Origin of the sequence: Agrococcus lahaulensis DSM 17612 (assembly GCF_000425105.1) — a bacterium.
GTDB classification, from domain to species: domain Bacteria; phylum Actinomycetota; class Actinomycetes; order Actinomycetales; family Microbacteriaceae; genus Agrococcus; species Agrococcus lahaulensis.
On record NZ_KE384303.1, the window covers coordinates 398781 to 416294 of the forward strand.

The 17514-nt window shown below is 73.2% G+C and carries 17 protein-coding genes; 11 read left to right on the forward strand and 6 right to left on the reverse strand.

Annotated elements, in window-relative coordinates:
* Positions 1–32 precede the first annotated feature (32 nt).
* Complete coding sequence (locus H508_RS17945) at positions 33–161, reverse strand: hypothetical protein (protein WP_281168380.1); 129 nt, start codon at positions 159–161, stop codon at positions 33–35.
* A gap of 116 nt (positions 162–277) precedes the next feature.
* Here H508_RS17945 and H508_RS0111325 point away from each other — a divergent pair, with 116 nt between their 5' ends.
* Together H508_RS0111325 and H508_RS0111330 are read left to right on the forward strand one after the other, a co-directional pair.
* A complete protein-coding gene (locus H508_RS0111325) occupies positions 278–1456 on the forward strand; it encodes an acetyl-CoA C-acyltransferase (RefSeq protein ID WP_035254775.1) in 1179 nt (392 codons plus the stop codon).
* A 56-nt stretch (positions 1457–1512) separates the two neighbouring features.
* A complete protein-coding gene (locus H508_RS0111330; RefSeq protein ID WP_026374142.1) occupies positions 1513–2502 on the forward strand; it encodes an LLM class flavin-dependent oxidoreductase in 990 nt (329 codons plus the stop codon).
* Between the two features lie 86 nt (positions 2503–2588).
* Here the strand turns inward: H508_RS0111330 and H508_RS16045 are convergent, their stop codons facing one another.
* The 3 genes from H508_RS16045 to H508_RS16050 are packed head-to-tail and all read right to left on the reverse strand — an operon-like array spanning position 2589 to position 5064.
* On the reverse strand, positions 2589–3734 hold the full coding sequence (locus H508_RS16045; RefSeq protein ID WP_035254777.1) for a glycerate kinase: 1146 nt from the start codon (positions 3732–3734) through the stop codon (positions 2589–2591).
* Entirely contained in the window at positions 3731–4450 is a 720-nt protein-coding gene (locus tag H508_RS0111340) for a glutamine amidotransferase-related protein (protein WP_026374143.1), read from the reverse strand. Before H508_RS0111340 ends, H508_RS16045 begins: the two co-directional genes overlap by 4 nt.
* The gene (locus H508_RS16050; protein WP_035254779.1) at positions 4450–5064 is read right to left on the reverse strand and encodes a DNA-3-methyladenine glycosylase I; all 615 of its coding nucleotides are present in this window, start codon (positions 5062–5064) and stop codon (positions 4450–4452) included. Before H508_RS16050 ends, H508_RS0111340 begins: the two co-directional genes overlap by 1 nt.
* Before the next feature lie 35 nt (positions 5065–5099).
* Here H508_RS16050 and H508_RS16055 point away from each other — a divergent pair, with 35 nt between their 5' ends.
* From H508_RS16055 to H508_RS0111370, 5 genes are all read left to right on the forward strand, one after another.
* On the forward strand, positions 5100–5828 hold the full coding sequence (locus tag H508_RS16055) for an AzlC family ABC transporter permease (RefSeq protein ID WP_051223309.1): 729 nt from the start codon (positions 5100–5102) through the stop codon (positions 5826–5828).
* The gene (locus tag H508_RS0111355; RefSeq protein ID WP_026374144.1) at positions 5825–6139 is read left to right on the forward strand and encodes an AzlD domain-containing protein; all 315 of its coding nucleotides are present in this window, start codon (positions 5825–5827) and stop codon (positions 6137–6139) included. Before H508_RS16055 ends, H508_RS0111355 begins: the two co-directional genes overlap by 4 nt.
* A gap of 141 nt (positions 6140–6280) precedes the next feature.
* On the forward strand, positions 6281–6736 hold the full coding sequence (locus H508_RS0111360) for an FHA domain-containing protein (protein ID WP_021011621.1): 456 nt from the start codon (positions 6281–6283) through the stop codon (positions 6734–6736).
* Positions 6733–7416: a transcriptional regulator FtsR gene (ftsR, locus tag H508_RS0111365; RefSeq protein ID WP_026374145.1), complete on the forward strand. Its 684-nt coding sequence runs from the start codon at positions 6733–6735 to the stop codon at positions 7414–7416. The genes H508_RS0111360 and ftsR overlap by 4 nt, the downstream gene beginning before the upstream one ends.
* A gap of 166 nt (positions 7417–7582) precedes the next feature.
* Positions 7583–8152: a MerR family transcriptional regulator gene (locus H508_RS0111370; protein WP_026374146.1), complete on the forward strand. Its 570-nt coding sequence runs from the start codon at positions 7583–7585 to the stop codon at positions 8150–8152.
* Between the two features lie 307 nt (positions 8153–8459).
* On the opposite strand, the gene H508_RS16060 is transcribed toward H508_RS0111370, so the two are convergent.
* Complete coding sequence (locus H508_RS16060) at positions 8460–9383, reverse strand: ParA family protein (RefSeq protein ID WP_084155296.1); 924 nt, start codon at positions 9381–9383, stop codon at positions 8460–8462.
* Between the two features lie 64 nt (positions 9384–9447).
* Between H508_RS16060 and H508_RS0111380 the strand changes: the two genes are divergently transcribed.
* Both H508_RS0111380 and H508_RS0111385 read left to right on the forward strand, forming a co-directional pair.
* Positions 9448–12852, forward strand: coding sequence for a pyruvate carboxylase (locus tag H508_RS0111380; RefSeq protein ID WP_026374147.1), 3405 nt, complete (start codon positions 9448–9450; stop codon positions 12850–12852).
* The gene (locus H508_RS0111385) at positions 12849–13340 is read left to right on the forward strand and encodes a peptide deformylase (protein WP_026374148.1); all 492 of its coding nucleotides are present in this window, start codon (positions 12849–12851) and stop codon (positions 13338–13340) included. Before H508_RS0111380 ends, H508_RS0111385 begins: the two co-directional genes overlap by 4 nt.
* 42 nt (positions 13341–13382) lie before the next feature.
* Here H508_RS0111385 and H508_RS0111390 read toward each other — a convergent pair whose 3' ends face one another.
* The gene (locus tag H508_RS0111390; RefSeq protein ID WP_035254935.1) at positions 13383–15188 is read right to left on the reverse strand and encodes an AMP-dependent synthetase/ligase; all 1806 of its coding nucleotides are present in this window, start codon (positions 15186–15188) and stop codon (positions 13383–13385) included.
* A 149-nt stretch (positions 15189–15337) separates the two neighbouring features.
* Between H508_RS0111390 and H508_RS16065 the strand changes: the two genes are divergently transcribed.
* A complete protein-coding gene (locus tag H508_RS16065; RefSeq protein WP_035254781.1) occupies positions 15338–16066 on the forward strand; it encodes a lysophospholipid acyltransferase family protein in 729 nt (242 codons plus the stop codon).
* 43 nt (positions 16067–16109) lie between these two features.
* Positions 16110–17510 carry a class II 3-deoxy-7-phosphoheptulonate synthase gene (locus tag H508_RS0111400; RefSeq protein WP_051223312.1) on the forward strand — a complete coding sequence of 467 codons (1401 nt, stop codon included), beginning with the start codon at positions 16110–16112 and terminating at the stop codon, positions 17508–17510.
* The last annotated feature ends 4 nt before the right edge of the window (positions 17511–17514 follow it).

A 17514-nucleotide genomic window follows, 5' to 3' on the forward strand; every position in this document is an offset into this window, starting at 1 on the left:
GCGGGCGGCGCCGCGCTCGACTCGCGCGATCGCTAGGCGGGCCCGCCCGAGGTGGTGTCCTCCTCCGTCTCCGGGTTGTGGTGGTCGGGCTCGGGGCGCGCCGCGCCCTCGCGCGGCTCCTCGACCTCGTCGGGCTGCTGGCCATGCTGCTGGTCGGTCACGATGCCTCCTGTCGTCGTCGTGCCCCCGTCCTACCGCGCGCACCTGGGAGGCGCACGACCGCCGGGCGCGCTCCGGCGTATCCTGGTCGTACCCCGACCTGCGAAGGAGCAGCACCATGCCCGAGACGATCATCGCCGGATACGCGCGCACGCCGTTCGCGAAGTTCCTGGGCCAGCTGGCGCAGTCGAAGTCGACCGAGCTCGGTGCCCACGCCGCCCGTCACGCGATGGAGCGCGCCGGGGTCGCCCCCGGTGAGGTCGACGTCGTCGTCGTCGGCCAGGTGCTGCAGGCGACCGTCGGCCAGAACCCGCCGCGCCAGACCGCGGTCGCCGCGGGCGTGCCGATGTCGGTGCCAGCGCTCGGCATCAGCGCCGTCTGCCTCTCGGGGGCCGAGGCGATCGTGACGGGCCACCGCATGATCCAGCTCGGCGAGGCCGACGTCGTGCTCGCCGTGGGCCAGGAGTCGATGTCGCTCGCGCCGCACGCCGCGCCCATGCGCACCGGCTCGAAGTTCGGCGACACGAGCCTCATCGACACGATGCAGTTCGATGGGCTCACGGATGCGTTCGACCGCGTCGCGATGGGAGCCTCGACCGACGAGCACAACGGCCGGTTCGAGATCACGCGCGAGCAGCAGGACGAGTTCGCCGCCGCCTCGCACGCGCGCCTCGCCCGCGCCCAGGCGGACGGCACGCTCGACGGTGAGATCATCCCGTTCGAGGCGAAGGCCGGCCGGAAGACCGTCACGGTCTCGGTCGACGACGGCCTCCGCGCCGACACGACGGTCGAGTCGCTCGCGTCGCTGCGCCCCGCCTTCACGCCCGACGGTACGGTCACCGCCGGCAACGCATCCCAGATCACCGACGGCGCCGCCGCGGTCGTGCTCGTCTCGGACGCCTACGCCAAGCAGCAGGGCCTCACGGGCCTCGCGCGCATCGTCTCGACCGGCTTCGTCGCCGGTCCCGACGTCTCGCTGCACTCGCAGCCCGCCGACGCTATCGAGCAGGCGCTCGAGCGCGCGGGCCGCGCGACGAGCGACCTGCAGGCGGTCGAGATCAACGAGGCGTTCGCGGCGGTCGGCGTCGCCTCGACCCGCCAGCTCGGCGTCGACCCCGAGATCGTGAACGCGAACGGCGGCGCGATCGCGCTCGGCCACCCGATCGGTGCGTCGGGTGCCCGCATCATCGGCCACCTCGCGCGCCGGCTGCAGCAGCTCGGCACCGGCTCGCTCGGGGCGGCCGGCATCTGCGGCGGCGGCGGCCAGGGCACGGGCGTCGTGCTCGAGGCCATCTGACGCCGGGCGGCCGCTCGGCCAGCCGCGGCCCAGAGCCTCTGGCCTAGGCTGGATCGATGCGCTTGTCCGTGCTCGACCTCGCCCCCATCAACCCCGGAGAGACGGCGGGCGAGAGCCTGCACGGCTCGGAGCTGCTCGCCCAGGCGGCGGAGCGGCTCGGATTCGCGCGCGTCTGGTACGCCGAGCACCACAACATGGCGACGATCGCCTCGAGCGCGACGAGCGTGCTCATCGCCCACGTCGCAGCGCACACGTCGACCATCCGCCTCGGGGCGGGCGGCGTCATGCTGCCCAACCACTCGCCGCTCGTGATCGCCGAGCAGTTCGGCACCCTCGCCGAGCTGCACCCCGGCCGCATCGACCTCGGGCTCGGCCGCGCGCCCGGCACCGACCAGCGCACGTGGACGGCGCTGCGCCGCGACATCCGCGCCTCCGATCGCTTCCCCGAGGACGTCGTCGAGCTGCAGGGCTACCTGCGCGGCGAGCCGACCGTGCCCGGGATCAAGGCCGTGCCGGGCCACGGCACCGACGTGCCGCTCACGATCCTCGGCTCGTCGCTCTTCGGCGCGCAGCTCGCCGCCGCCCTCGGCCTGCCCTACGCGTTCGCGTCGCACTTCGCGCCGGATGCCCTGCACGACGCCGTCGCCGTCTACCGCGAGCGGTTCCAGCCCTCCGCGCAGCTCGCGGAGCCCTTCGTCATCGCCGGCATCAACGCGGTCGTCGCCCCATCGCGCGCCGAGGCGCTCGAGATGCAGCGCGCGGTCGCCCGGGCGCGGGTGCGCGGACTGCTGCTGCGCGACAGCCCGATCGCGCAGCAGGTCGGCGACGACGAGCTCGACGCGCTCGCCGCGAGCCCGCAGGCCGCGCCGGTGCAGAAGATGCTCCAGCACACGGCGCTCGGCACGGGCGAGGAGGCGGTCGCGACGCTGCGCCGGTTCGCGATCGAGGCCGACGCCGACGAGCTCATCATGGCGGTGCACGGCACGACCGCGGAGCGCGTGCGCGCGCTCGAGCTCATCGAGGGCGCGGGGGGCCTCGCCGCCTGATCGGGCGTGCGGATGCTGCGGACGCCGTCGTCCATGGCGGCAGTCTGCTCGCGCGGCGTGGGGCTGTGCAGCCCCCGTCGCGTCCGTCAGCGCGGGGGGAGCGCGAGCCGCGCGACGGTCGCGGCGGCCGCCTCGACGAGGCTCGCGGCGTCGCGCCGCAGCTCGTCGAGGCTCGCGGGACCGGGCGCGATCGAGAGCGCGGGCACGCCCATCGACGACGCGGCCGCAGCGTCGACCGAGCCGGCGATCACCGCGAGCGGCGCGCCCGCGCGACGGGCGGCGGCGTGCACGACCGAGACGACCTTGCCGAGCGCCGATTGGCCGTCGAAGCGGCCCTCGCCCGTGAGCACGAGGTCGGCGCCCTCGACCGCGGCGTCGAGCCCCGCGAGCTCCGCGAACCACGCGCCGCCCGCGACGATCTCGCCGCCCGTGAGCGCGCGCAGGACGCTCGCGACGCCGCCCGCCGCGCCAGCGCCCGGCACGTCGGCGATCACGGCCACATCGACGCCGAGCGCGGTCGCCGCGACGCGCGCGAAGCGCTCGAGCGCGGCGTCGAGCACCGCGACGTCGTCGGGGCTCGCGCCCTTCTGCGGCCCGAAGACGGCGGCGGCGCCGCCCGGTCCCGTGAGCGGCGCGTCGACGTCGGTGACGAAGCGCCAGCGCGCCGCGCGAGCCCGGGCGTCGAGGCCCGTCGCGTCGAGGTGCTCGAGCGAGCCGAGCCCGCCGCCGCCCGAGCGCACCGGCCGGCCCGACGCATCCAGCAGCTGCACCCCGAGCGCCGTGAGGAGCCCCGCGCCGCCGTCGGTCGTCGCCGAGCCGCCGAGCAGGAGCGTGAGCTCGTCGGCGCCGCGGTCGAGCGCGTCGAGCACGACCGCGCCGAGCCCGGCGGTCGAGGCGGCGAGCGGCTCGAGCGGCACGTCCTCGACCTGCGGCAGCCCCGCGGCCTGCGCGAGCTCGATGACCGCGTGCGAGCCCTCGAGCGCCCAGCGCGCGAGCGCCGGCCGGCCGAGCGCGTCGACCGTGGGCGTGGCGCGCTCCTCCCCGCCGCGCGCGAGCACGGCGTCGAGGCTGCCCTCGCCGCCGTCGGCCATCGGCAGGAGCGCGACGTCGGTGCCCGGCGCCGCGGCGCGGATGCCGCGCGCCGCCGCCTCGCACGCCTCGAGCGCCGTGAGGCTGCCCTTGAAGGCGTCGAACGCGACGACCGCGCGCGCCCGCTGCCGGCTCGCGGTCATCGCGTGAGCCCGTAGCGCTCGGCGAAGCGCGCGAGGATCGTCTGCGGGTGCGAGACGCTCGCGGCTCGCCCCGCGGCGACGAGGTCCTCGACCTCGTCGGGGGAGAAGTAGCCGTGGTCGCGGTAGACGCGGATGCGCTGCTCGAGGCCGTCGGCGTCGAGCTCCGGGTGGAACTGCGTGCCGACCACGTGCTGGCCCACCCGCACCATGTGCACGCACGTGGCCGAGACGGCGAGCGTCGTCGCCCCCTCGGGCGCTTCGGCGATGCCCTCCTTGTGGCCGCCGAACGCGGTGAAGGCGCGCGGCAGCCCCTCGGTGAGCCAGTCGTCGCCGATGAGGCTCAGCTCGACCGGCGCGACCGACTCGGCGATGCCGCGCACCATCCGGGCGCCGAGCGCGTGCACGATCGCGCCGAGCCCGAGGCACGCGCCGAGGTAGGGGATGTCGTCGCGGATGACGCGCTCGCCGAGGTGCGTGAGCCACGCGATCGTCGCGGCGTGGGCGGGCGGCCGGCGGTGCTCGTCGCTGAAGTTCGCCGGGCCGCCGCCGACGAGCACGGCGTCGACGTCGCGGAGCTCGAGCGGCGGGATCTCGCGATCGAGCCGCACGCGCTGGATGCGCGCCTCGTCGAGCGCGCCGAAGCGCACCATCGCCTCGAGCTCCGCGTCGGCGACCTCGTCCTCGGGCCGCGACTGCACGACCATGATCCGCCGCATCACGCCGCCTCCGCCCGCGAGCCGTCCGCCGCCCAGACGCCGCTCGAGCCGCGCCGGTGCGAGCCGATGAGGTGGGTGTCGACGATGCCGACCGCCTCCATGAGCGCGAACATCGTCGTCGGCCCGACGTGCGCGAAGCCGCGGCGCTTGAGCTCCTTCGAGAGCGCGACCGACTCCGGGCTCGACGTGGGCACGTCGGCGAACGAGCGCGGCATCGGCGTCGACTCCGGCTGGAACGACCAGATGAGGTGGGCGAGCCCGCCGTCCTCCCGCAGCCGCACGGTCGCGCGCGCGTTCCCGATCGTGGCGTCGATCTTGCGCCGGTTGCGCACGATGCCCGCGTCGCCCATGAGGCGGGCGACGTCGTCCTCGCCGAAGCGCGCCACCGCATCCGGCTCGAAGCCCGCGAACGCCGCCCGGAACGCCGGGCGCTTGCGCAGGATCGTCGCCCACGACAGCCCCGACTGGAACGCCTCGAGCGAGAGCCGCTCGAACAGGCCGCGCTCGTCGCGCACCGGCATGCCCCACTCGGTGTCGTAGTACTCGCGCAGCAGCGCATCGGTCGCGGCCCACGCGGGGCGGGCGAGGCCGTCGTCGCCCACGATGAGGTGCATGCAGGCAAGGCTAGCCGCGCGCCTAGGCTGGATCGGTGCAGACGGATGCGGTGCGACGGGCCTGGCGGGAGGGCGTGAGCGTCGTCGTGGCCACGAGCGCGTACGGGCTCTCGTTCGGCGCGCTCTCGATCGCCTCGGGCCTCGACCTCTGGCAGACGATGGTGCTGAGCCTCGTGATGTTCTCGGGCGGCTCGCAGTTCGCCTTCATCGGCGTCGTCGCCGCGGGCGGCGGCATCGCCGGCGTCGCGAGCGCGGCGATGCTCGGGCTGCGGAACGCGCTCTACGGCATGAGCATGCGCCGCGTCGTGCAGCCGCGCGGGGCGATGCTGCCGGTCGCGGCGCACGTCACGATCGACGAGTCGACCGCGGTCGCGCTCGCGCAGGACGAGCCGCGCGCGCAGCGCACGGGCTTCTGGGTGACGGGCGTCGGCATCTGGATCGGCTGGAACCTCGCGACGCTCGCGGGCGCGCTGCTCGGCGACCTGCTCGGCGACCCGCGGCAGTGGGGGCTCGACGCGGCGGCCGCAGCCGCGTTCGTCGGGCTGCTCTGGCCCCGGCTGAAGGCGCGGCAGGCGGTCGCGGTCGCGGCGGCGAGCGCGGTGCTCGCGGCGGCGCTGCTGCCGGTGCTGCCGGCAGGGATGCCCGTCATCGTCGCCGCGGTCGTGGGGGTCGTCGTCGGGCTGACGAACTGGCTCGGGCCGCGGCACGAGTCGGCGCTGCCCGACCCGGGGCCGCGCGGGAGCGGGAAGGGGCGGCGATCGTGACGCTCTGGCACCTGCTGCTGCTCGCGAGCATCGCGGTGCTCGCGATCAAGCTGCTCGGCTACGCCGTGCCGCCGGCCGTGTTCGACAGCCCGCGGCCGCGGCGCACGCTCGAGCTGCTCACCGTGTCGCTCCTCGCGGGGCTCGTCGCGGTGCAGGCGCTCGGCGGTGACGGCGGCATCGTGCTCGACGCCCGCATCCCCGCCGTGCTGGTGGCGGCGGGCCTGTTCGCGGTGCGCGCGCCGTTCATCGTCGCGGTCGCCGCGGCGGCCGTCACGGCGGCGCTGCTGCGGGCGTTCGCGGGCTTCCCCTGACCGGCGCGCCGGGCCTGCCGGATTCGCTAGGGTGGCCTCTCAGGCTCCAGACGTTCAAGGTCTGGTTCAGCCTCCGGATCGCTATGCTGAACGGCACTTGAGACCCTGGCCAGCGATGGCCCATCCGCGTGGAGGAAGCGCATGACCGAGCACGACGGCCGCCAGCCCGGCCGCGACGGAGAGAGCACCCAGTCGTGGGGTGACGACTACCGCGCGCAGCTCGCGTCGATGCTCTCCGGCACCACCCCGGAGGACCGCGAGGCGGTCGCCTCGCTCCCGTCGGGATCGGCGATCCTCGTCGTCCGCCGCGGGCCCAACGTCGGCGCCCGCTTCCTGCTCGACCAGGACTCGACGATCGCGGGCCGGCACCCGGATGCCGACATCTTCCTCGACGACGTCACCGTCTCGCGCCGGCACGCGGAGTTCGCCCGCTCCGGCACGACGTTCGAGCTGCGCGACCTCGGCTCGCTCAACGGCACGTACCACAACGGCGAGCGCGTCGAGCAGGCCGTGCTGCACGACGGCGCGGAGGTGCAGGTCGGCAAGTTCCGCCTCACCTTCTACCGCTCCCGCCTCGACCTCGAACCCCGGCAGTGAGCGCGCAGGCGGCGAGGAAGGCTGCCGCCCTCCTCTCGATCGGCCAGGTGCTCGCGAAGCTCGGGCCCGAGTTCCCCGACCTGTCGCCGTCGAAGCTGCGCTTCCTCGAGGACCAGGGGCTCATCTCCCCGCAGCGCACGCCCTCGGGCTACCGCAAGTTCGACGCGGCCGACGTCGAGCGGCTCCGCTACATCCTCACGCTGCAGCGCGACCACTACCTGCCGCTCAAGGTCATCCTCAGCCACCTCGACGACATCGACGCGGGCCGCTCGCCGCAGATCCCGGGCGCGAACGTGCGCGTCGAGGCGCCGTCGATCCTCGGCAGCGAGCGCCGGCTCTCGCGCAGCGAGCTGCAGGCCGAGGCGGGCGCCTCGAAGCAGCTGCTCGCCGACGCGATCTCGGCGCAGCTGCTGCCGGGTGCCGAGCCGTTCGGCGAGGCTGCGGTGCAGGCACTGCGCTCGCTCGTCGAGCTGCAGCGCTTCGGCATCGAGCCGCGGCACCTGCGCGGCATGCGCCAGTCGGCGCAGCGCGAGGCCGCCCTCATCGAGTCGGCGCTCAAGCCGATGCGCGGCCGCCGCGAGACGGGCAGCCAGGCCAAGGCGGCCGAGACGGCCCGCGACCTCGCCGGCCAGATCCAGGCCGTCCGCGACCTCCTGACCCGCGACGCGCTCGGGGCGTGAGCGCCCGCGCGTCCCGGCCGCGCGTCGGCGGCAGGGCGTAGACTCGACCCGACACGCCGCGCCGGTCGTAGGTTCCACGGGGTCGGGGCGACGGGTCGATACGGTGGGCGACAACACTCAACCTCGACTTGAAGGTTGGGGCTCAGCTCTTCGGAAGGGATCGGCGATGCGCGACGGCACCCGGGATGCAGACCAGGGCGGCACCTCCCGCATCGACGCGGGCCTGCTCTTCACCGACGGGCTGCCGCAGGAGCACGACGCGGTCGGCTACAAGGGCTCGATCGCGGCCGACGCCGCCGGCATCACCTACCGCCAGCTGGACTACTGGGCGCGCACCGGTCTCGTCGAGCCGTCGATCCGCCCCGCGCACGGCTCGGGCAGCCAGCGCCTCTACTCCTTCCGCGACATCCTCGTGCTCAAGCTCGTCAAGCGCCTGCTCGACACCGGCATCTCGCTGCAGCAGATCCGCGTCGCGATGCAGCAGCTGCACGACGCGGGCGTGCGCGACCTGACGCAGACGACCCTCATCTCCGATGGCGCGAGCGTCTACCTCTGCACCTCGAACGACGAGGTCATCGACCTCCTGAGCAACGGCCAGGGCGTGTTCGGCATCGCGGTCGGCCGCGTGCTGCGCGAGGTCGAGTCGCAGCTCATCGAGCTCGAGGGCACGCCCGTCGACGAGCGCCCCGTCGACGAGCTCGCCGCGCGCCGAGCGCGCCGCAGCCGCACCGCCTGACCCGCCCCGCGCATCCGCCCCTGCATCCTGAGCGGTCAGCTCCGCGCGTGAGCGGTCAGCTCCGCGCGTGAGTGGTCACCTCCGCGCGTGAGCGGTCACCTCCGCGCGTGAGTGGTCAGCTCCGCGCGTGAGCGGTCAGTTCGTCAGCTCGGCATGGGAGCGGACAGCTCCGCTCCTGACCGGCCGGGATGCGTGCCGCTTCCCGCGCGCGCTTGACCGCTCGAACGCGGAAGTGACCGCTCGATGGCGGAAGTGACCGCTCGAAGGCGGAAGTGACCGCTCGAGGCGCGGACCGCTCTCAGCGGGACTACTGCTGCTTGTCGGGGGCGGGGGAGGACTCGGCATCCGCCTCGGCGGCCGCCGCCTCCTCGAGCTGCGCCGCGGCGGTCGCGTCGACGGCTGCCGTCGGCGCCGGCACCTTGCGACCGGAGGCCGCCTCGTCGCCCGCGCGGCCCGAGGCCGTCAGCACGAGCTGCAGCAGCTCGTCGAACTGCAGCGCCATCTCCTGCGCGCCCTCGCCGGGCCACACGTGCAGCGGCCGGGCGGCGCCCTGCGCCTGCTGCATCGACGTGCGCTCGGGCAGCACCGTGTCGAGCACGAGCGGGCCGAACATGTCCTTGAGCTCCTGGATGCGGTACTGGTGCTCGAGGGACTGCGGGCGCGCGCGGTTCACGACGATGCCGAGCGGCTGGAGGCGCGGGCTGAGGCCGCGGCGGATCTCCTCGATCGCGCGCAGCGCGCGGTCGGCGGCTGCCACCGAGAACAGGCCGGGCTCCGTCACGACGAGCACGCGGTCGGACGCTGCCCACGCGGTGCGCGTGAGCGCGTTGAGCGACGGCGCGCAGTCGACCAGCACGAGGTCGTAGTCGTTCTCGACCGTCGTGAGGGCCGTCTCGAGCTTCCAGATGTCCTTGATCGTCGGGTGCGGCCCGTCGAAGTTGATCGCCGAGGGCGAGCCGATCAGCACGTCGATCGTGCCGCCGTGCCCCTGCGTCCAGCCCGACGGCGAGATGGCCTGCTGGACGACCTTGTCCTTCGGGTTCGCGAGCACGTCGGCGACGTTGAGCCGGCCCTCGATCTCGATGTCCATGCCCGTCGAGGCGTCGGACTGCGGGTCGAGGTCGACCACGAGCGTGCGGAGGCCCTTGGCGAAGGCGGCGGAGGCAAGGCCCAGCGTCACCGTGGTCTTGCCGACACCGCCCTTGAGCGAGCTGATCGAGAGTACGTGCACGGCGCCCAAGCCTAGCCCCACTACATTGAGAAGCCCGCGCCGCCGCACCCTGGAGGGTTCCTCTATGTTCTCGAAGCTCCTCGTCGCAAACCGAGGCGAGATCGCCATCCGGGCGTTCCGTGCGGCCAACGAGCTCGGCATCCGCACCGTCGCCGTCTACGCGCACGAGGACCGCAACTCCCTCCACTGCCAGAAGGCCGACGAGGCCTACCAGATCGGCGAGCCGGGCCGCCCGGTGCGCGCGTACCTCACGGTGAGCGAGATCATCCGCGTCGCGAAGGACGCCGGCGCCGACGCGATCTACCCCGGCTACGGCTTCCTGAGCGAGAACCCCGAGCTCGCGACCGCCGCCGCCGAGGCCGGCATCACCTTCGTCGGCCCCGGTCCCTCGGTGCTCGCGATGGCCGGCAACAAGGTGACGGCCAAGGAGCACGCGATCGCGGCCGGCGTGCCCGTGCTGCGCTCGACGCCCGCGACGACCGACATCGAGGAGCTGCTCGCGGGCGCCGACGAGATCGGCTTCCCCGTGTTCGCGAAGGCGGTCGCGGGCGGCGGCGGTCGGGGGATGCGCCTGGTCAAGCGCCGCGAGGACCTCCGGGAGGCGCTCGAGGGCGCGATGCGCGAGGCCGACAGCGCCTTCGGCGACCCGACGATGTTCATCGAGCAGGCGGTCGTGCGGCCCCGCCACATCGAGGTGCAGATCCTCGCCGACGCGACGGGCGAGACCGTGCACCTGTTCGAGCGCGACTGCTCGGTGCAGCGCCGCCACCAGAAGGTCGTCGAGCTCGCCCCGGCGCCGAACCTGACGCAGGAGCAGCGCGACGCGCTCTACCGCGACGCGGTCGCCTTCGCCCGCTCGATCGGCTACGTCAACGCCGGCACCGTCGAGTTCCTGCTCGACACCGCGGGGGAGCGCGCGGGCCAGCACGTCTTCATCGAGATGAACCCGCGCATCCAGGTCGAGCACACCGTGACGGAGGAGATCACCGACGTCGACCTCGTCGCGAGCCAGCTGCGCATCGCAGCGGGCGAGTCGCTCGAGCAGCTCGGGCTCACGCAGGACCGCATCGAGATGCGCGGCGCCGCGCTGCAGTGCCGCGTGACGACCGAGAACCCCGCCGACGGCTTCCGCCCCGACACGGGCCGCATCACCGCCTACCGCTCGCCCGGCGGCGCGGGCGTGCGCCTCGACGGCGGCACGATCAACCCCGGCACCGAGGTGAGCCCGCACTTCGACTCGATGCTCGCGAAGGTCACGTGCCGGGGCCGCGACCTCGACACCGCGATCCGCCGCGCGCACCGCGCGGTGAGCGAGTTCCGCATCCGCGGCGTCGCCTCGAACATCCCGTTCCTGCTCAACCTGCTCGACCACGAGGAGTTCCGCGCCGGCGACGTCTCGACGAGCTTCATCGACGAGCACCCCGAGCTCACGCGCATCAACCCGCCGAAGGACCGCGCCTCGAAGGTGCTCGCGTGGCTCGCCGACGTCACCGTCAACCAGCCGAACGGCGCGGCCGACGGCGTCATCAATCCCGCGATCAAGCTGCCGGCCTGCGACCTCGAGGCTGAGGCGCCCGCGGGCGAGCGCCAGCGGCTGCAGGACCTCGGCCCCGAGGGCTGGGCGCAGGCGCTGCGCGAGCGCACCTCGCTCGCGGTCACCGAGACGACCTTCCGCGACGCGCACCAGTCGCTGCTCGCGACGCGCGTGCGCACCGCCGACCTCGTCGCGATCGCCCCGCACGTCGCGCGCATGACGCCGCAGCTGCTCTCGATGGAGGCGTGGGGCGGCGCGACCTACGACGTCGCGCTCCGCTTCCTCGGCGAGGACCCGTGGGAGCGGCTCGCGCGGCTCCGCGAGGCGATGCCGAACATCCCGCTGCAGATGCTGCTGCGCGGCCGCAACACCGTCGGCTACACGCCCTACCCGACCGAGGTGACGACCGCGTTCGTCGAGGAGGCCGCCGCGACCGGCATCGACGTGTTCCGCATCTTCGACGCCCTCAACGACGTCGACCAGATGCGCCCCGCGATCGACGCGGTGCGCGAGACGGGCACCGCGGTCGCCGAGGTGGCGCTGTGCTACTCGGGCGACCTGCTGGATCCCGACGAGGACCTCTACACCCTCGACTACTACCTGCGGCTCGCCGATCGCATCGTCGACGCGGGCGCGCACGTGCTCGCGATCAAGGACATGGCGGGGCTGCTCCGCGCCGGCGCGGCGTCGAAGCTCGTCGCGGCGCTGCGCGAGCGCTTCGCGCTGCCGGTGCACCTGCACACGCACGACACCGCCGGCGGCCAGCTCGCGACGCTGCTCGCCGCCTCGGCGGTCGGCGTCGACGCCGTCGACGTCGCGAGCGCGCCGATGGCGGGCACGACGAGCCAGCCCTCGCTCTCGGCGCTCGTCGCCGCGATCGCGCACACCGAGCGCGACACGGGGCTCTCGCTGCAGGCGGTGAGCGACCTCGAGCCCTACTGGGAGGCCGTCCGCCGCCTCTACAAGCCCTTCGAGTCGGGGCTGCCGGGCCCCACGGGCCGCGTCTACCACCACGAGATCCCCGGCGGGCAGCTCTCGAACCTCCGCCAGCAGGCGATCGCCCTCGGCCTCGCCGACGACTTCGAGCGCATCGAGGACTGGTACGCCGAGGCGAGCCGCATCCTCGGCCGCCCGACGAAGGTCACGCCCTCGTCGAAGGTCGTCGGCGACCTCGCGCTGCAGCTCGTCGCGCAGGGCGTCGACCCCGAGGAGTTCGAGCGCGACCCGCGCAGGTTCGACATCCCCGACTCCGTCATCGGCTTCATGGCCGGCGAGCTCGGCGACCTGCCGGGCGGCTGGCCCGAGCCCTTCCGCTCGAAGGTGCTCGAGGGCCGCGACGTCGACATCTCGGTCAAGCCGCTCGAGCCCGAGCAGGCCGCGCGCCTCGAGCAGCCGGGCGCCGACCGCCGCGACGCGCTCAACGAGCTGCTCTTCGCCGGCCCGACGAAGGCCTTCAAGGAGACGCGCGAGCAGTACGGCGACCTCTCGGTCGTCGACACGATCGACTTCCTCTACGGCATGCAGCACGGCGAGGAGCACCACGTCGGCATCGGCCGCGGCGTCACGCTCAACGTCTCGCTCGAGGCGGTCGGCGAGGCCGACGACGACGGCATCGTGACGGTCATGACGGTGCTGAACGGCCAGCTGCGCCCCGTCTACGTGCGCGACCGCTCCGTCAAGGTCGACAAGCCCCAAGCGGAGAAGGCGGATGCGTCGGTGCCCGGCCAGGTCGCGGCTCCCTTCGCGGGGGCGGTCACCGTCAAGGTCGCCGAGGGCGATGAGCTCGCGGCCGGCGACCCCGTCGCGACGATCGAGGCGATGAAGATGGAGGCGGCGATCACGACCCCGGTCGCCGGCACCGTCGAGCGGCTCGCGCTCTCGGGCACGACGCCCGTCGAGGCGGGCGACCTCATCGCGGTGGTGCGGCCCGCGTGAGCGTCCGAGAGATCCGCGTCTTCGGCGACCCGGTGCTGCGCGAGCGCGCCGAGCCCGTCGATCCCGCCGACCCCGCCACGGCCGCGCTCGTGCAGGACCTGCTCGACACCGTGCAGCTGCCCGGTCGGGCGGGCGTGGCCGCGAACCAGATCGGGGTCGCGAAGGCGGCGTTCGCCTACCTCGTCGACGACGAGCTCGGCTACGTGCTCAACCCGCGCATCGACGAGGTGCGCGGCGAGCCCGAGCTCGTCGACGAGGGCTGCCTCTCGGTGCCTGACCTCGGCTTCCCGACGCCGCGCCACCCCTACTGCCGGGTGATCGGCGTCGACCTCGACGGGCGCGAGGTCGTGCTCGAGGGGGAGGGCCTCATGGCGCAGATGCTGCAGCACGAGATGGGGCACCTCGACGGTCGGCTCTACCTGCAGTCGCTCGAGAAGGAGACGCGCGCGGTCGCGATGCACGCCGTGCGCCAGGCCGACTGGTTCTGAGACGGCGAAGGGGGCCCCGCGGGGCCCCCTTCGCGGTGCGGCTCACTCGCCGACGTCGTGCGCCTTCGAGTCGGCGGCGTAGATGTCGTCGATCTCCGCCTGGAAGTCCTTCAGGATGTTGTGGCGCTTGATCGACATCTTCGGCGTCAGGTGGCCGTTCGCCTCGATGAACTCGACCGGGACGATCGTGAACTTGCGGACCGACTCGGCCCGCGAGACGAGCCGGTTCGCGCGCTGGATCGCCGAGCGCACCTCCTCGATGACCGCGGGGTGCTGCGCAGCCTGCTCGAGCGAGAGCGACTTGTCGTGGCCGTTGTTCTCGAGCCACGTCGGCAGCATCTCGGGGTCGAGCGTGATGAGCGCGGCGATGAACGGCCGCTGGTCGCCGACGACGACCGGCTGGCCGATGATCGTGTTCGACCGGATGGGGTCCTCGAGCATGTTCGGCGCGACGTTCTTGCCCGCCGCGGTGACGAGGATCTCCTTCTTCCGGCCGGTGATCGTCAGGTAGCCCTCGCTGTCGAGCGAGCCGATGTCGCCCGTGTGGAACCAGCCGTCCTCGGTGAACGCCTCCCTCGTGGCCTCCTCGTTCTTCCAGTAGCCCGCGAACACGGCGACGCCCTTGCCGAGCACCTCGCCGTCCTCGGCGATGCGCACGCCGTTGCCGGGCAGTGCCGGGCCGACCGTGCCGATCTTGAAGCGGTCGGGCACGTTGACGGTGAGCGGCGCGGTCGTCTCGGTGAGGCCGTAGCCCTCGAGGATGCGGATGCCGAGCGAGCGGTAGAAGTGCGCGAGGTACGTCGACAGCGGCGCCGAGCCCGACACCGCGTACTTCACCTGGCCGCCCATCGCGACCTTCAGCTTGTTGAGCACGAGGCGCTCGAGCACCTTGAAGCGCAGCTTGAGGCCGAGCGGCACGTGGCCCTCATCGAGCGCCTTCGAGTGGGCCACGGCCGCCTGCGCGGCGGCGCGGAAGATCTTGCCCTTGCCGCCCGCCTCCGCCTTCTGCTCGCTCGCGTTGTAGACCTTCTCGAACACGCGCGGCACGGCGAGGAAGAACGTCGGCTTGAAGGTGCCGAGCGAGGCGAGCAGCTTCTTCGTGTCGGCCTGGTGGCCGACGCGCACGCTCGCCGAGATCGCGAGCACCGAGATGAAGCGAGCGAAGACGTGCGCCTGCGTCACGAACAGGAGCGTCGACGAGCCGGGCCCGACGACGTCGGCCATCGCGACCGCCGCGTTGCGGCACAGCTCGACGAAGTTCGAGTGCGTCAGCATCGTGCCCTTGGGCCGGCCGGTCGAGCCCGAGGTGTAGATGAGCGTCGCGAGGTCGCTGCCGACCGCGAGCGAGCGGCGCCGCTCGATCTCGTCGTCGGCGACGTCCTTGCCCTGCTCGACGAGCCGGTCGAGGTCGCCGCGGTCGATGCGCCAGACGTCGGTCACGGCGGGGAGGTCGCCGTGCGCCTCGTCGAAGCGCGAGACGAGGTCGGCGTCCTCGAGGATGACGCGGGTCGCGCCGCTGTCGGAGAGGATCCACTGGATCTGCGACGGCGCCGAGGTCTCGTAGACGGGCACCATGCGGGCGCCCGCGTACCAGAGCGCGAAGTCGACGAGCGAGAACTCGTAGCGCACCTTGCACATGAAGCCGACGAAGTCGCCCGGCTGCACGCCCGCGGCGACGAAGCCCTTCGCGAGCGCGACGACCTGGCGGTGGAACTCGCGCGCGGTGACCTCGCGCCAGCCCTCGCCCTCGGGGATCGCGAAGAGGGAGCCTTCGGGGGTGCGGCGGACGGTCTCCTCGAGGAGATCGGTGACGTTGGCGTCGGGGTCGGCTGGGACGACCGGGGGCATGACGCCGTCAGGGACGGTGATCTGAGGCACTGGGACTCCTTCGGCTCTTGTGCATTCGCCTCATCATATTGCGGCGGTCTCGCGCCGGTCGCGGCGCGCATGTCCCTGTCGCCGGGCGGCCTGCCCTAGGCTCGCGTCCTGGAGGTGCGATGTTCTACTGGCTGCTGCGGCACTGGGTCGTCGGCCCGTTCATGACGCGGGTGTTCCGGCCCTGGGTCTCGGGGCTCGAGAACATCCCGGCGTCGGGCGGCGCCATCATCGCGGGCAACCACCTCTCGGTCATCGACTCCTTCCTCATGCCGCTCGTGCTCGACCGGCGGGTCTACTTCCTCGCGAAGTCGGACTACTTCAACGGCAAGGGGCTCAAGGGCCGGCTGATCCGCTGGTTCTTCCTCGGCGTCGGCCAGCTGCCGATGGATCGCTCTGGCGGCGAGAAGAGCTCGCAGAGCCTCGGCGCCGCGCTCGAGAAGCTCCAGGACGGGCAGCTCGTCGGCATCTACCCCGAGGGCACCCGCAGCCCCGACGGCAAGCTCTACCGCGGCCGCACGGGCGTCGCCCGCATGGTGCTCGACGCGCGCGTGCCGGTCATCCCGTGCGTCATGGTCGACACCGAGAAGATCATGCCGATCGGCAAGCGGCTGCCGCGCGTCGGCCGCATCGGCATCGTCTTCGGCGAGCCGCTCGACTTCTCGCGCTACTACAACCTCGAGGGCGACCGCTTCGTGCTCCGCTCGATCACCGACGAGATCATGGTCACCATCAACCGCATCTCCGACCAGGAGTACGTCGACATGTACGCCTCGAGCGTCAAGTCGCGCATCGACGCCGAGCGGCGGAGCGCCGCGGGGACGCCGGTGGCAGACCCCGCGCCTCGGTAGACTCGACAGGTGGCGCACTCGGCGCCACGTGAGGCAGAGGCACATGACTGACACGATCGCGATCCCGCATTCCGACGAGCGCCGCTCCATCGAGCAGGGCCTCGACGCGTATCGGGCCCTGCCGATCAAGCAGCAGCCGCGATGGCCCGACGAGGCTGAGCTCGAGCGCGTCCGCCGCGAGCTGCGCGCCGCGCCGCCGCTCGTGTTCGCGGGCGAGGTCGACATGCTGCGCGACCGCCTCGCGGCGGCGGCCGAGGGCCGCGCGTTCCTCCTGCAGGGCGGGGACTGCGCCGAGACCTTCGCGGGCGCGACGGCCGACAACATCCGCAACCGCGTCAAGACGATCCTGCAGATGGCGGTCGTGCTCACCTACGGGGCCGCGATGCCGGTCGTCAAGATGGGCCGCATGGCGGGGCAGTTCGCCAAGCCGCGCTCGAACGACCACGAGACGCGCGGCGACGAGACGCTGCCGGCGTACCGCGGCGACATCGTCAACGGCTACGACTTCACGCTCGACTCCCGCACGGCCGACCCCGAGCGCATCCTGCGCGGCTACCACATGGCCGCGTCGACGCTCAACCTCGTGCGCGCCTTCACGCAGGGCGGCTTCGCCGACCTGCGGCAGGTGCACTCGTGGAACAAGGGCTTCGCCGAGAACCCGCTCTTCGCGCGCTACGAGGCGCTCGCCGCCGAGATCGACCGCGCGGTGCGCTTCATGGAGGCCGCGGGGGCGAACTTCGACGAGCTCAAGGGCGTCGAGTTCTTCACCGGCCACGAGGGCCTGCTCATGGACTACGAGCGGCCGCTCACCCGCATCGACTCGCGCACGGGCCTCGCGTACAACACCTCGAGCCACTTCCAGTGGATCGGGGAGCGCACGCGCGACATCGACGGCGCGCACGTCGACTTCTTCTCCCGCGTCCGCAACCCCATCGGCGTGAAGCTCGGGCCTTCGACGACGCCCGCCGACATGGAGGCGCTCGTCGACAAGCTCGACCCGCACCGCGAGCCGGGCCGCCTGACGTTCATCACGCGCATGGGCGCCGGCCGCATCCGCGACGCGCTGCCGCCGCTGCTCGAGGCCTCGAAGTCGCTCGAGTCGACGCCGCTGTGGGTCACCGACCCGATGCACGGCAACGGCATCACGACGCAGAACGGCTACAAGTCGCGGCGCTTCGACGACGTCGTCGACGAGGTGCGCGGCTTCTTCGCGGCGCACCGCGCCGCCGGCACGTTCCCGGGCGGCATCCACGTCGAGCTCACGGGCGACGACGTCACCGAGTGCCTCGGCGGCTCGGAGGACATCGACGAGCTCGGCCTCGAGTCGCGCTACGAGTCGCTGTGCGACCCGCGCCTCAACCACATGCAGTCGCTCGAGCTCGCGTTCCTCGTCGCCGAGGAGCTGCGCGACGCCGGCCGCTCGCGGGACCGCGCGGCGAGCTGAGGCG